The 12,391-nt window shown below is 71.9% G+C and carries 16 protein-coding genes; 7 read left to right on the forward strand and 9 right to left on the reverse strand.

Annotated features, from left to right (window positions below):
* The first annotated feature begins 366 nt into the window (after nucleotides 1-366).
* From BLT23_RS22385 to BLT23_RS22395, 4 genes are all read left to right on the forward strand, one after another.
* Nucleotides 367-1,770, forward strand: a complete 1,404-nt coding sequence (locus BLT23_RS22385; protein ID WP_245744096.1) for a protein adenylyltransferase SelO — start codon at nucleotides 367-369, stop codon at nucleotides 1,768-1,770.
* Nucleotides 1,770-2,165, forward strand: a complete 396-nt coding sequence (gene tsaA / locus BLT23_RS22390; RefSeq protein WP_090051791.1) for a tRNA (N6-threonylcarbamoyladenosine(37)-N6)-methyltransferase TrmO — start codon at nucleotides 1,770-1,772, stop codon at nucleotides 2,163-2,165. The genes BLT23_RS22385 and tsaA overlap by 1 nt, the downstream gene beginning before the upstream one ends.
* Before the next feature lie 43 nt (nucleotides 2,166-2,208).
* The gene (locus BLT23_RS40880; RefSeq protein WP_176946865.1) at nucleotides 2,209-2,379 is read left to right on the forward strand and encodes a hypothetical protein; all 171 of its coding nucleotides are present in this window, start codon (nucleotides 2,209-2,211) and stop codon (nucleotides 2,377-2,379) included.
* Nucleotides 2,380-2,520: 141 nt separating this feature from the next.
* A complete protein-coding gene (locus BLT23_RS22395) occupies nucleotides 2,521-2,712 on the forward strand; it encodes a DUF3040 domain-containing protein (RefSeq protein ID WP_090051792.1) in 192 nt (63 codons plus the stop codon).
* Here the strand turns inward: BLT23_RS22395 and BLT23_RS22400 are convergent.
* Genes BLT23_RS22400 through BLT23_RS22420 form a run of 5 tightly spaced genes read right to left on the reverse strand, consistent with a single transcriptional unit; the run spans nucleotide 2,637 to nucleotide 7,316 of the window.
* Nucleotides 2,637-3,713 carry a pyridoxal-phosphate dependent enzyme gene (locus BLT23_RS22400; protein WP_090051793.1) on the reverse strand — a complete coding sequence of 359 codons (1,077 nt, stop codon included), beginning with the start codon at nucleotides 3,711-3,713 and terminating at the stop codon, nucleotides 2,637-2,639. The two genes, BLT23_RS22395 and BLT23_RS22400, sit on opposite strands and share 76 nt — an antisense overlap.
* 8 nt (nucleotides 3,714-3,721) lie before the next feature.
* Nucleotides 3,722-4,516 (reverse strand): Rossmann-like domain-containing protein, encoded by a 795-nt coding sequence (locus BLT23_RS22405; protein WP_090051794.1) that lies wholly within the window; start codon nucleotides 4,514-4,516, stop codon nucleotides 3,722-3,724.
* Nucleotides 4,517-4,529: 13 nt separating this feature from the next.
* On the reverse strand, nucleotides 4,530-5,297 hold the full coding sequence (locus BLT23_RS22410; RefSeq protein WP_090051795.1) for an ABC transporter ATP-binding protein: 768 nt from the start codon (nucleotides 5,295-5,297) through the stop codon (nucleotides 4,530-4,532).
* Nucleotides 5,294-6,346: a FecCD family ABC transporter permease gene (locus tag BLT23_RS22415; RefSeq protein ID WP_090051796.1), complete on the reverse strand. Its 1,053-nt coding sequence runs from the start codon at nucleotides 6,344-6,346 to the stop codon at nucleotides 5,294-5,296. The genes BLT23_RS22410 and BLT23_RS22415 overlap by 4 nt, the downstream gene beginning before the upstream one ends.
* A complete protein-coding gene (locus BLT23_RS22420; protein WP_090051797.1) occupies nucleotides 6,339-7,316 on the reverse strand; it encodes an ABC transporter substrate-binding protein in 978 nt (325 codons plus the stop codon). The genes BLT23_RS22415 and BLT23_RS22420 overlap by 8 nt, the downstream gene beginning before the upstream one ends.
* A gap of 119 nt (nucleotides 7,317-7,435) precedes the next feature.
* On the opposite strand from BLT23_RS22420, the gene BLT23_RS22425 reads away from it, so the two are divergent.
* Nucleotides 7,436-8,614, forward strand: coding sequence for an MFS transporter (locus BLT23_RS22425; RefSeq protein WP_090052082.1), 1,179 nt, complete (start codon nucleotides 7,436-7,438; stop codon nucleotides 8,612-8,614).
* A gap of 47 nt (nucleotides 8,615-8,661) precedes the next feature.
* Here BLT23_RS22425 and BLT23_RS22430 read toward each other — a convergent pair whose 3' ends face one another.
* The 4 genes from BLT23_RS22430 to BLT23_RS22445 are packed head-to-tail and all read right to left on the reverse strand — an operon-like array spanning nucleotide 8,662 to nucleotide 10,282.
* Nucleotides 8,662-9,216 carry a hemerythrin domain-containing protein gene (locus BLT23_RS22430; RefSeq protein ID WP_090051798.1) on the reverse strand — a complete coding sequence of 185 codons (555 nt, stop codon included), beginning with the start codon at nucleotides 9,214-9,216 and terminating at the stop codon, nucleotides 8,662-8,664.
* 52 nt (nucleotides 9,217-9,268) lie between these two features.
* Nucleotides 9,269-9,676: a hypothetical protein gene (locus BLT23_RS22435; RefSeq protein WP_090051799.1), complete on the reverse strand. Its 408-nt coding sequence runs from the start codon at nucleotides 9,674-9,676 to the stop codon at nucleotides 9,269-9,271.
* The gene (locus BLT23_RS22440) at nucleotides 9,667-9,954 is read right to left on the reverse strand and encodes a hypothetical protein (RefSeq protein WP_090051800.1); all 288 of its coding nucleotides are present in this window, start codon (nucleotides 9,952-9,954) and stop codon (nucleotides 9,667-9,669) included. Before BLT23_RS22440 ends, BLT23_RS22435 begins: the two co-directional genes overlap by 10 nt.
* Nucleotide 9,955: 1 nt before the next feature.
* Complete coding sequence (locus tag BLT23_RS22445; RefSeq protein ID WP_090052085.1) at nucleotides 9,956-10,282, reverse strand: plasmid stabilization protein; 327 nt, start codon at nucleotides 10,280-10,282, stop codon at nucleotides 9,956-9,958.
* A gap of 81 nt (nucleotides 10,283-10,363) precedes the next feature.
* On the opposite strand from BLT23_RS22445, the gene BLT23_RS22450 reads away from it, so the two are divergent.
* Nucleotides 10,364-11,548 carry a cytochrome P450 gene (locus tag BLT23_RS22450; protein WP_090051801.1) on the forward strand — a complete coding sequence of 395 codons (1,185 nt, stop codon included), beginning with the start codon at nucleotides 10,364-10,366 and terminating at the stop codon, nucleotides 11,546-11,548.
* Entirely contained in the window at nucleotides 11,545-12,327 is a 783-nt protein-coding gene (locus BLT23_RS22455) for an SDR family oxidoreductase (RefSeq protein ID WP_090051802.1), read from the forward strand. Before BLT23_RS22450 ends, BLT23_RS22455 begins: the two co-directional genes overlap by 4 nt.
* Nucleotides 12,328-12,391 lie beyond the last annotated feature (64 nt).

Here is a 12,391-nt window from a genome sequence, read left to right on the forward strand (position 1 = left end):
TGCCGCGACCGCCAGAGCCGGGGTGCTCTGGCGGACAGGGCTTTCACCCGATCAGGGCAGCGGTATACGAACAGGTAGGACCGCCGATTCGTGACCTCCGACTGACCGCACTGGGCCAAGCCGTGGCACAGTCACCGTCGCAGGTGGACACACCGCCGTTGACCACAGCGGGTTCCGGGGCTTGTCCTCCGCGCTGGAGCCCGCCGACCCGCGCCGCGAGTCCACTTCGGACTCAACGGAGATGTTTTCCTGAACCTGTCTCGAAACGGGACGCCAAGCCCGTACGCGCGGCACCCTGTCCGCACGCGGTACGAGCTGAGAGCGCGATCACATCGCTGCGCGGCGGCGCCGGGTACCGTTGGAGCCGTGAGCATCAGTCTGAGCAGCGACTTCGCCACCGCCGTCCCCGAGATGGCGGTCTCGTGGGAGGCCGCCCCGGTCGCCGAGCCGGAACTCCTCGTCCTCAACGAGCCGCTGGCGCGCGAGCTCGGCCTCGACCCCGCCTGGCTGCGGGCCGACGGCCTGCCGTTGCTCGTCGGTGGCGGGCGGACCGGCGTGGCGCAGGCGTACGCGGGGCACCAGTTCGGCGGCTACTCCCCCCGGCTCGGCGACGGCCGCGCCCTGCTGCTCGGCGAGCTGACCGACGCCGGGGGACGCCTGCGCGACCTGCACCTCAAGGGCTCCGGCCGCACGCCGTTCGCCCGCGGCGGCGACGGGCTCGCGGCGATCGGCCCTATGCTGCGCGAGTACGTCGTCAGCGAGGCGATGCACGCGCTCGGCATTCCGACCACCCGGTCGCTGGCCGTCGTGGCGACCGGCGCGGTCGTGCAGCGCGACGAGCCTCTGGCGGGCGCGGTGCTCGCTCGCGTGGCCGCGTCGCACCTGCGGGTCGGCAGCTTCCAGTACGCGCGCAACACCGGCGACGCCGACCTGCTGCGCCGCCTGGCGGACCACGCCATCGCCCGCCACCACCCCGGCAGCACGTACCCGGAACTGTTCGAGCACGTCGTGGCGGCACAGGCGGACCTCGTCGCGCGGTGGATGCTCGTCGGGTTCATCCACGGCGTGATGAACACGGATAACATGACGATCTCCGGCGAGACCATCGACTACGGCCCGTGCGCGTTCATGGAGGCGTACGACCCGGCGACGCGGTACAGCTCCATCGACCACCGCGGCCGGTACGCCTTCGGCAACCAGCCGATCATCGCCGAGTGGAACCTCGCGCGGCTCGCCGAGGCGCTGCTGCCGTTGTTCGACGACGACCAGGACAAGGCCGTCGCGATGGCGATGGAGACGCTCGGGACCTTCCCCGAGCGGTTCGAACGGGCCTGGATCGACGGGCTGGGCCGCAAGCTCGGCGTGTCCGGTGACGTGAAGCCGTTGCTCAAGGACCTGCTCGCGTTGCTGCAGGAGAACCACGTCGACTTCACGTCGTTCTTCCGCCTGCTCTCCCAGGCCGCACGTGGTGACGCCGAACCGGCCAGGTCGCTGTTCCTCGACCTCGCCGGCATCGACGCGTGGATCGCCCGCTGGTGCGAGCTCGGCCCGGACGCCGACGCGATGGACCGGGTCAACCCCGTCTACGTCCCGCGCAACCACCTCGTCGAGGAGGCACTGGCGGCGGGCGCCGACGGCGACCTCGGCCCGGTGCACCGCCTGCTGGACGCGATCACCCGCCCGTTCGAGGAACGGCCCGGCCTGGAATACTTCGCGGCTCCTGCGCCGCAGGACTTCAGCGCCACCTACCGGACCTTCTGCGGGACCTGATGAAACTGCAGCCCATCGGCCACGTCGAGTCGCCGCTGCGCGACCGCGCGGCCGCACCGAGGCAGGCCGACGAGGACGCGCCGCAGGCGTGGCTCGTCTTCGCCCCCGAGTACGCGCGGGCCATCCGCGAGCTGGCCGCGGGCCAGGACGTCCTCGTGCTCACCTGGCTCGACCGCGCCGACCGCTCCGTGCTCGCCGTGCACCCGCGCGACGACCGCGACCGGCCGGAGACGGGGGTGTTCTCCACCCGCTCCCCCGACCGGCCGAACCCGATCGGCCTGCACCGCGTCGAGATCGTCGCCGTCGACGGGCTGAAGGTGCGGGTCGCGCACCTGGAGGCACTCGACGGGACACCGGTGGTCGACGTGAAGCCGGTGCTGGGCACCGAACGCTGACCGGTGAAGGTGAACGGGCGTCCCGGCCGGGTACCCGGCGGGCATGAGCCAGCCAGTACCGCCTCCAGGACCGCCCACCACGCCGGGACCGGACCAGCCGCGCCCGCCCGGCCCCGACACCGACCCGCTGAACCCACCGGGACCGGCCCCGGACCCGCTGCGGCCACCGGGGCCTGATCCGGACCCGGTCCCGCCCGGTCCCGAACCGCTGTAGCACCCCACCCGGGAACGCGGGGGCCCTACGTTTCCTCCGAGGGAACGTAGGGGCCCCGCGTTTCCTGCGGAGACGGGTTTGGCCGGCTGCCGCGGTGGGTACACGCCCCGTGCGACAGCCGACCGACCTGGGGAGCGCGTGATGCTCAGTCGTCAGGAACACCAGCGGCTCATCGACATCGAACGGCACCTGCGCGCCACCGACCCCGACCTGGCCCGTTCCCTGAGCGCCTTCCCGGACTCCCGGCGCGCCCGCCGTCAGCTCGCGGCGGCCGTGGTCGCCGTGATGGTGGCCGCGGTGCTCGCCGGGCTGGGCGTGCTGATCCTGAGCTGACCGTTCGGCGGCGCCTGCCTGCGGTTCCAGCGCATCCGCGACCACGGCAGGTCCATCTCCTCCAGCGCGCCGATCTGCCGCGGCCGCAGGTCGTCCGGCGCCATCGCCTGCTCGTGCCGGGAGTAGGCGGCGTCGACGTAGCGGTGGCCGGTGTCCGGCGCCAGCACGACGACGTGCCGGTCCGGGTCGAGGCGCTGCTCCCACCGCGCGGCCAGGTACGCCGCCCCCGCCGACAGACCGGCGAAGATCGCGTGCTCGCGCAGCAGGGCCACGCTGCCGGTCAGGGCCGCGTCGAAGCCGAACCAGTGCACGGTGTCGTAGAGCGCGTGGTCGACGTTGCCGAACGGGATGGAGCTGCCGATCCCGGCGATGATGATCTCCGGGTCGTGCACGTGCTCGCTGCCGAACGTGACGCTGTCGAACGGCTGCACTCCGGCCAGCTCGACGTCCGGGTCGGTCTCCCGGAGGAACCTCGTCAACGCGCCGGTCGACGCGCCGGTGCCGACGCCGCCCACGACCGTCAGCCGTGAGCAGTCGGCGTGTTCGCGCACCAGGTCGGCGATCGGCCGGTAGCCGCGGTAGTGGACGTCGTCGTGGTACTGGCGCATCCAGTGGTGCCGCGGGCGGTCGCGCAGGATCTCCCGCACCCGTTCGACCCGGCGGCTCTGGTCGAGCTTGAGGCTCTGCGACGGTGGCATCGGCTCGACCGTGGCGCCGAGGATCTCCAGCTGCGTGCGCAGCGTCTTGTCCACGGTCGTGGAGGCGACGATGTGGCAGTGCAGGCCGTAGCGGTGGCACGCGAGCGCCAGCGCGTGGGCGTAGATGCCGCTGGAACTGTCGACCAGCGTGTCCCCGTGCGCGATCGTGCCGCGTTCGAGGAGGTACCGGACGGCTTCGAGCGCGGAGGCGACCTTCATGGTCTCGAAGCGCAGGCAGAGGGTGCGGGAGTCGAGGCGCACCAGGGCGGGGCGGCTGAGTGCTTCTGCGATGTGGTGGTCCACGTCTTCTCTCAGGCTCGGTAGCGGTACAGCGCTGTCTCGTCGGCGCTGAACTGCGAGAACGGGAACGGCTCTGCGGACAGGGCGGTGACGCCCTCGCCGAGGAAGTGGCGGGCGACGGCGCTCGCGGTCTGGGCGTAGACGACGAGCGGCACGTCCCGCTCGCGGCAGGTGCGCAGGATCTCGTCGAACGTGCCGTTGCCGATGGTCATGCCGGTCGCGACGACGGCGTCCGCGACGCCGAGGACGTCCCGCATGTCCGGTGTCACCGGGTCGCCCCACTGCGTGGTGCGCAGGTGCAGGTCGCACGGCAGGCATTCGGCGCCGCGCTCGCGGATGGCGGCCACCAGCGGGTTCACCACGCCGATCAGCGCGACCTTCGCTCCCGCCGGCACGTCCAGCAGCCCGGCGACGGCGGCGTCACGGGCCCGCGCCCGTTCCTCCGGTGTTCCCGACGGCAGCACCACGCGTTCGGCGTCTCCAGTCCGGTGTGGACGGACGTGCCCGAGGTAGGCGTCCAGTGCCGCGATCCGCACCGGGGCGGGCGCCTCGGTGAGCAGCGTCGCGACGGGTGAGCCGGAGTAGTTCGCGCACACCGCCGGATCGGCGTCGCCTTCCGCGAACGCGCACGCGCCGAACGCGGAACCCATGCGCACCAGCACGTACTGGTTGCGGTAGGTGGTGTCGCCGCCCGCGAGCCTGGTGCCGTGGTGGACCCAGAACACGCTGGTCGCCGGCACCTCCCCCGGGTCGGGCCCGTGCCGTCCCGACAGCACCTCCGCCGTCAGTTCGTCCACAGTGGTCACTTCTTCCCCCTTCTCAGCGGACCGGCTCGCGGTAGCCCACGGCCAGGTGGCCCAGGGCGTCGCGGCCGATCTCGGCTTCCACGTCGAACACCTCGCGCAGCAACGGCGGCGTCAGCACGTCGGCGGCGGGGCCGTCGGCGACGACGGTGCCGCGGTGCATCAGGACCAGGCGGTCGCAGTAGCGGGCCGCCAGCGCGAGGTCGTGCAGCGCCACGACGACCGTCTGCGGCGTGCGGGCGGCCAGCTCCATCAGTTCGAGCTGGTGGCGCACGTCCAGGTGGTTGGTGGGCTCGTCGAGCAGGAGCCCGGTCGTGCGTTGCGCCAGCGCCCTGGCGAGGTGGGTGCGCTGCCGTTCGCCGCCCGACAGCTGCTTCCACGGCCGGTCGGCCAGGTCCGTCAGGCCGAGCCGTGCCAGCGCCTCCTCCACCACGGCGTGGTCGGCGGCGTCCGGGCCGCGCCACCGCGACCGGTGGACCGTGCGGCCGAGCATGGCGACGTCGGCGACGCGCAGGTCGCTGTCGGTGTCGGCGGTCTGCTCGACGAACGCGAGCTTGCGCGCCCGCTCGTGCGAGGGCCACCGCGTGATGTCCACGCCGTCGTAGCGGACCTGGCCCGCTGTCGGCGTGCGCAGCCCGGCGAGGCACCGCAGCAGCGACGACTTGCCGGACCCGTTGGGCCCGATCAGCCCGACCGTCTCGCCCTCGGCGACGCTCAGCGACACGGCGCGGACGATGGTCTTGCCGGGCACGCCCCAGCTCAGCTCCTCGGCGTCGATCCTCACAGCTCTCCCCTCCTGCGCAGCACCAGCAGGAAGAGCGGCACGCCGATCAGCGCGGTGAACACGCCCACCGGCACCTCCAGCGGCGCGAAGACCACCCGCGTGAGCGCGTCCGTCCAGACCAGGAACACCGCGCCGACGACCGCCGTGAGCGGCAACAGCGTGCGGTGCAACGGACCCACGAGGAACCGGACGCCGTGCGGCACGATCAGCCCGACGAACCCGACCGCTCCGACCGCGGCGACGGCGACGGCGGTCAGCACCGACGTGGTCACCAGCAGGACGATCCGCGTGGCGCGGACGTCGATGCCCAGCGACGACGCCGTGTCCGCGCCGAACGCGAACCCGTCCAGCGCCGAGGAGCACAGCCACACCACCAGCAGTCCGGCCGCCAGCACGACCGCGCACACCGCCACGGACGTCCACCGCGCCGACGCGAGCGAGCCCAGCAGCCAGTTCGTGACGGCGCGGATGCTGTCGGCGTCGCCGGACGACAGCAGGATCAGCGAGGTGAGCGCGGCGAACAACTGGCCCACCACGACACCGGTCAGCACGATCCGCGACGAGTCGAGCCCGGTGCGCCGCAACAGCACCAGCAGCAACCCGAACGCCACCAGCGCGCCCACCAGCGCGCCGCCGGTCATGCCGAGCTGCGACCCGGCGAACCCGAGCACGACCACGACAACCGCGCCGGTCGACGCGCCGGACGAGACACCGAGCAGGTACGGGTCCGCGAGCGAGTTGCGGGTGATGCTCTGCAATGCCGCCCCGCACACGGCCAGCGCCGCGCCGACGAGCGCCGCGAGCAGCACGCGCGGCAGCCGCAGGTCCCAGATCAGCGAGTCGAGCAGCCGCGGCAGCGGGACGACCGGCAGGCCGAGGCGCACCCCCGCGGCCCTGCCGATCTCCTCCCAGCTCGCGCCGACGCCGATGCGCACGGCGAGAACCAGTGACACGACGAGAACGACAAGGCCGAGCGCGATCGTCACCCCGTTGCCCCGCACCGCTTTGGGTGCTGTCACCGCACGTTCGAGCAGGGCGGCCTCAGCCACGGCCGGCGATCCTGTCGAGTCCCGCGGCGAACGCGCGCAGCGCGTCGACCGTGCGGACCGACGGGTCCATCTCGATGCCGGGCAGCTCGATGACCTTGTTCTCCCGCAACGCCTTCAGCTGTGACACGACCGGGTGTTCGCGCATCATCGCGAGCTTCTCCCCAGCCGTGTCGCCGGGGTTGCCGCGCTCGGACAGGTCACCGACGACGATCACGTCCGGGTCGCGCCGTGCGATCTCCTCCCACGACGCCTCCGGCCATTCCTGGTCCACGTCGTCGAAGACGTTGACGGCACCGGCGATCGAGCTCATCTCGCTGGCCATGCCGTCCTTGCCCGCGACGTACGGGACGCCCTTGAACACCGAGTAGACCCACACGACCTTCACGGGTTCCCGTTTCACCGCACGCACTTCGGCGAGCGCGGCACGTTGCTCGTCCGCCAGCTTCGCCGCCTGGTCGGTCACGCCGAAGATCCGGCCGAAGTCCTCGTAGTCGCGGAACAGCCGCTCGAACGGCGGGGTCGTGCCGTCCGGGCAGTTCACCGCGCTCACGAAGGTGGGCACTCCCAACGCGTCCAGCTCGTCGCGCGTCCCGGCGCGGTCGGCGGTGAACAGCTCGCGGAACGACGCCACGACGACGTCCGGGTTGGCGGCTCTGAGCGGCTCGGACGTGAGGACCTTGGGCGAGAGCACCGGGATCTTCGCGTAGGCGTCGGCGTACTTCGGGGCGACCTTCGTCTTGAGGTTCGCCGTGCCGGCCATGCGGTCCTGCAGTCCCAACGCCAGCAACGTCTCGGTGGAGTTCTGGTCCAGCGTCACGACCCGTTCCGGCGCACCGGTGAACGTGAGCTTCTTGCCGCAGCTCTCCACCACCGCCGAAGGCGTCGAGGGTGGCTGGGCTCCTCCCGGTGCGGCGCAGCCCGCGGTGAGCACCGCGACCAGCGCCAGGCCGAGCCGGGCGGGGTGTGACATCGGATCCTCCACTGATTTTCACTCGATCGGCTTGCGCTACTGTAACGACAATCATTTTCAAATCAACCCCGCTCCGGAAGGTCGATCGAGTGGTCCACGACACAGCGCGCAGCCCGTCCGTGCTGCGCAGCACCGCGTTCCTCCGCCTCTGGACGGCGACCACCGCGTCCGGCATCGCGACCTGGGCGCTGCCGTTCGTCCTGGGCCTGGCGGTGCTCTCCCGTTCGCTGACGGCCGTGGAACTGGGCGTGCTGCTCGCCGCGCGCACCGCGGGGTTCCTCGCCGCCGTCCCGGTCAGCGGCGTGCTGGCCGATCGCTACGCCCGTCGCCAGGTCGTCCTGGTCTCGGGTCTCACGTCCGCACTCGCCGCGCCCGTGCTGGCGATGTCGGTGGGCGGCTCACTGGTCGTCGCGGGGCTCGCGGCGGCGTTGATGGGCGCCGGCCAGGGCGCGTGCCGCCCGGCGTTCCAGGCGCTGACCGCCGAGGTGGTGGCGCCGGACCAACGCCAGCGGGCCAACGCGGCGATGACGTTGTCCGTGCGCGTCACGACGCTGGTGGCACCGGGCCTGACCGCCTTGCTGGCGCTGTTCCTGACGACGCAGGTCCTGCTGCTCGGCATCGGCGCGCTGTGGCTCGTGGCCGCGCTGGTGCCACCGGCGGGGACGGGGGTCGTGGCGGGCGCGTCCGGCTCCGGCTTCGTCGCCGACTTCCTGGACGGGGTGCGGGAGGCCCGCCGCCACCCGTGGTTCCTCGCAGGGCTCGGCGCGCTGACCGCGGTGATCGCGACCGGCTACTCGGCGACCGGTGTCGTGCTCCCGCTGGTCAGCCGCGACCGCTACGGCACGGAGGCGGTGCTCGCCGGAGCGCTGACCGCGTACACGCTCGGCGCACTCGCCGGGGCCCTGCTGATCGCCCGCTGGCGACCGCGGTTCGTCGGCTGGACGGCGTTGTTCGGACTGGCTTTGTACGGGTTCGCGCCGCTCAGCCTGCTGCTGCCGGTGCACCCGTTCGTCGTGGTCGGGGCCTATGTCGTGGCAGGACTGGGGATCGAGCTGTTCAACGTGCCGTGGTTCACGGCGACACAGCGCGAGGTCGAGCCGTCGAAGCTGGCACGCGTGTCCTCTTTGGACTTCCTGATGTCGTACGGCCTCGCGCCGGTCGGACTCGCCCTGATCGCACCGGCGATCTCCGCCTTCGGCGCGGCGGCGGTGCTGGTGGCGTGCGCGGTGATCTGCTTCGCGGCACCGGCTTTGGCGGCCTTGGTGCCGTCCTCACGCGACTTCGCCCCACGCACATGAGTGCGCCGCCGGGGAACCCCCCGGCGGCGCACTGGCGGAACAGCGGATCAGGACGAGGCGGCCTTCTCCAGCTCCTTCTTGAGCTGTGCCTTGCTCATGCTCGACGCCCCGCTCAGCCCCAGGTTCTTGGCCTGCGTCAGCAGCTCCTCGCGGCTGGCCTGGCCGGGCATCTCACCGAGGTGCTCGGCCCGGCTGCGGGCGAACAGCTCGCCGAGCTCGTAGCGGCGCTCGGCGCTGAGGCGCTGGCGCATGCCGGGGAGGACGGTCTTCTCCTCCTCCTCGACGTGGTGCGTGATGGAGTCGACGACGTCCTGCAGCGCCTTCTCGTACTCCGGCGAGTCGTACTCGCAGTCGAGGAGCTTGACGAGCAGCTGCTCGGCCTCGGCGTGCTCCTCCTGGCTGTGCTCGACCTCGTCCTCACCACCGGCCTCCTTGGCGGCCGGGTAGATCTCGGACTCTTCCGCGCGGCTGTGCGCGACGAGCAGACCGCACAGCACCGGCGTGAGCAGCGGCCGCTTCTCCGGGTGTCCCTTCAGCTCCGCGAAGAGGCGCTCGACCTCGCGGTGGTCCTGCATGATCAGGTCGACGACGTCGTACTGCATGGTGGTGGTTCTCCTTCAGTTCAGGTCTTGCCGCAGGTCGGGTGGTGCGAGCTCAGGTCTGGCGGGGAAAGCGGGTGGTGACGGTCGCGAGTCCGCGCCGCCCGATCCGGCCGAGCATCACGCCGAAGGCGGTGATGACGGTGGCGGCGACGGCGGCGCCGAGAACGATCGACCAGGTCAGGCCCGCGCCGAGCAGTCCGGCGGTGGCACCGCCGATGACGCCGGCGACGATCCCGTTGACGAGGTTCACCAGCCCGGACACGCCGAGCGCGGTGCCGATCAGCCGCGGCCGCCTGGCCTTGCGCCAGCCGGTCTGGCCGCCGTCGAGCTCCACACCGGTCGTGTCGTCGTGCATCTGCCGCACGAAGACGTCCCTCGTGGAGGGTTCGAGGTCGCCGTAGACGTGCCGGATGCGGTTGATGCCCAGCCCGGCCTGCACGTCCTCGATGGTCAGCTCCACCGTGCGGAACGCTCCACCGTGCGGAACAGGGTGGCGAGACCGATCAGGAACAGGCCGCCGGAGATCACCAGCATCATGACCAGCAGCACGGTCACCGGCACGAGCTGGGCGACGAACCCGAGGGCGATCATCGACGCCGAGATGGTCGTGAGCAGATGGCCCGCGCGGCTCGCCGCGTCGGCGATCGTCGCACTGCGGACCATCTGCAACGTGTAGTGCTCGGTGGTGAGGATCGTCAGCGCCGTCGCCTTGTCGATCTCGGGACCGGCTTCCGGCACGTCAGCGTCCCAGCGCGTTCGCGAGCTCCTTCTTCGTCATGGTCGAGCGACCCCTGACGTTCTTCTTCTTGGCCTCGTTGTAGAGCTGCTCCTTGGTGAGGCCCTTCTGGCGGTTCGTGCCCGACCGCTGGCCACCGCGCTTCTGCGGCGACATGTCCTGAGTGGACGACTTGCTGGCGGTCTTGGACTCACCGGACTGGGCGCGGTTCTTGTTCACCGTCCTGGCGGCGATCTCCTTCGCCCGCTTGGGTGACGCTCCCCTGTCCTGCGCGGAGTCCTTGATGTGCTCGTACTGGCGTTCCCGCTTCGCGTTCGATCCTGCTGGCATCCCGACCTCCTGGTTCGAGCTGACCCGCGAATACCCGCCGTCCGGGTGGTTCACACACCGGTCAGCGGGTAGCCGTTCCGCATGGCGATCTCATCTCGACTCGACACCACTCGCGTGCTCTCCACCGTGCTGCTGCCGACGCTGGCCAAGGGCGTCATCGTCCGCAGGCCCGCCGTGATGTCCCTCGCCGAGAAGCTCCAGTCGGACGCGTCGGCGGTCGAGACCATGCGCGGGCTCCGCGACCGCTACGGCCCCGAGCCGGTCCGGCTGCGGGTCACCGGGCGCAGCATCGCGGTCCTCGTCGACCCCACCGACGTCGGCAGGCTGCTCGCGGAGTCACCCGATCCGTTCGCGCTGGCCACGAAGGAGAAGAAGGCGGCGTTGAGGCACTTCCAGCCGCACGGCGTGCTGATCTCCGAGGGTGCCGAGCGGGAGCGGCTGCGCGAGGTCAACGAACGCGCGCTGCGTCCCGGCAACGTGCCCGTCGAGGACATCGTGCGCGACGAGGCCGACCTGCTCACCAGGCACGTGAGGAGCACCGGCGAGCTGACCTGGGACTCGTTCGCCCAGGCGTGGTGGCGGATCGTGCGCAGGATCGTCCTCGGTGACGGCGCCCGCGGCGACGACCAGCTCACCGACGACCTCAAGGCACTGCGCGGTGACGCCAACTGGGCGTTCCTGCACCCGCGGCGCCGTGAGCTGCGCGAACGCTTCGAGCGCCGCCTCGGCGAGCATCTCGCCAGGGCGGAGGAGGGCAGCCTCGCCGCCCAGCCGGGTGACCTCGCCACGCAGATCCCGCACTGGCTGTTCGCGTTCGACGCCGCCGGCATCGTCACGATGCGCGCCCTCGCCATCGGCGGGCGCGGCACGCACGGGATGCTCGAGTCGGCGCGGCTGTGGCCGACGACGCCGGTCATCCTGCGCGAGAGCAGGACCGCCACCCGCTGGCACGGCGCGTGGCTGCCGGAGGACACGCTGTTCGTGGTGTTCACGCCGTTCTTCCACCGCGACCCCGACCGGCTGCCGTACGCCGACCGGTACGCGCCGGAGATCTGGGACAGGCCGCTCGACCCGGCGATCGTGCCGTTCAGCGGCGGCCCCGGCGTCTGCCCCGGCCGCGACCTGGTGCTGGCCACCGGCGCCGCGATGCTGGACGTGCTCGGCGAGCACTTGGAGCTCCCCGCGCTCGACGCCCCGCTGCCCGCGACGCTGAACCACTTCGCGCTCCGCATGCAGGCCACCCCCGCGGGTACTCGCGTCTCATGAACGCACCCAGGCACGCCATCGTGACCGGATCGGACTCGGGCATCGGCAAGGCCGTGGCCGTCGCACTGGCGGGCGGCGGCGTCGACGTCGGCATCACCTACCACGAGGACTCCGACGGAGCCGAACGCACGGCGGAGGAGGTCCGCGCGGCGGGCGTCCAGTGCGCCGTGCGGCGGCTCGACCTCACCGACCTGCCGGCCGCCGCGTCCGTCATCGACGAGCTGGGCGGCGTCGACGTCCTGGTGAACTGCTCCGGCACCGGCACCAGCGAGAAGTTCCTGGACATGTCGTTCGACACCTGGCGCGAGGTGCTCTCGGTCGACCTGGACGGCGCGTTCCTGTGCTCCCAGCGCGCGGCCAAGCGGATGATCGCCGCCGGGCGTGGCGGCCGGATCATCAACATCACCTCGGTCCACGAGCACCTGCCGCGCGTGGGCGCCGCCCCGTACTGCGCCGCGAAGGCCGGCCTCGGCGGCCTGACCGAGGTGCTCGCGCTCGAGCTGTCCGAACACGGGATCACCGTCAACTCCGTGGCCCCCGGCGAGATCTCCACGCCGATGACGGGCCAGGAGGACGTCGACCCGCAGACCCAGCCGCGCCCCGGCGTGCCGCTGGGCAGGCCGGGCAGCGCCCACGAGGTCGCGGCGGTGGTGGCGTTCCTGGCCACGCCCGCCGCCTCGTACGTCACGGGTTCCTCGTTCGTCGTGGACGGCGGGATGTCCCTGATGGGTCCGCAGGCCAGCGGAATGCTCGCCGACGAGAAGTGGAGGCAGCCCTGATGCGTGCCGTGGTGCTCGACCGCACCCTGAAAAGGTCACCACGTCCCGCCTGGCCGACCACGAC

The organism is Lentzea fradiae (genome assembly GCF_900100955.1).
Classification (GTDB): domain Bacteria; phylum Actinomycetota; class Actinomycetes; order Mycobacteriales; family Pseudonocardiaceae; genus Lentzea; species Lentzea fradiae.

Bases quoted from the DNA above. Each gene is read 5' to 3' on its own strand.
- BLT23_RS22395 (WP_090051792.1), top strand. From the start codon at position 2,521: ATGCTCAGTCGTCAGGAACACCAGCGGCTCATCGACATCGAACGGCAC.
- BLT23_RS22455 (WP_090051802.1), top strand. From the start codon at position 11,545: ATGAACGCACCCAGGCACGCCATCGTGACCGGATCGGACTCGGGCATC.
- BLT23_RS22450 (WP_090051801.1), top strand. From the start codon at position 10,364: ATGGCGATCTCATCTCGACTCGACACCACTCGCGTGCTCTCCACCGTG.
- BLT23_RS22430 (WP_090051798.1), bottom strand. From the start codon at position 9,216: ATGCAGTACGACGTCGTCGACCTGATCATGCAGGACCACCGCGAGGTC.
- tsaA (WP_090051791.1), top strand. From the start codon at position 1,770: ATGAAACTGCAGCCCATCGGCCACGTCGAGTCGCCGCTGCGCGACCGC.
- BLT23_RS22420 (WP_090051797.1), bottom strand. From the start codon at position 7,316: ATGTCACACCCCGCCCGGCTCGGCCTGGCGCTGGTCGCGGTGCTCACC.
- BLT23_RS40880 (WP_176946865.1), top strand. From the start codon at position 2,209: ATGAGCCAGCCAGTACCGCCTCCAGGACCGCCCACCACGCCGGGACCG.
- BLT23_RS22445 (WP_090052085.1), bottom strand. From the start codon at position 10,282: ATGCCAGCAGGATCGAACGCGAAGCGGGAACGCCAGTACGAGCACATC.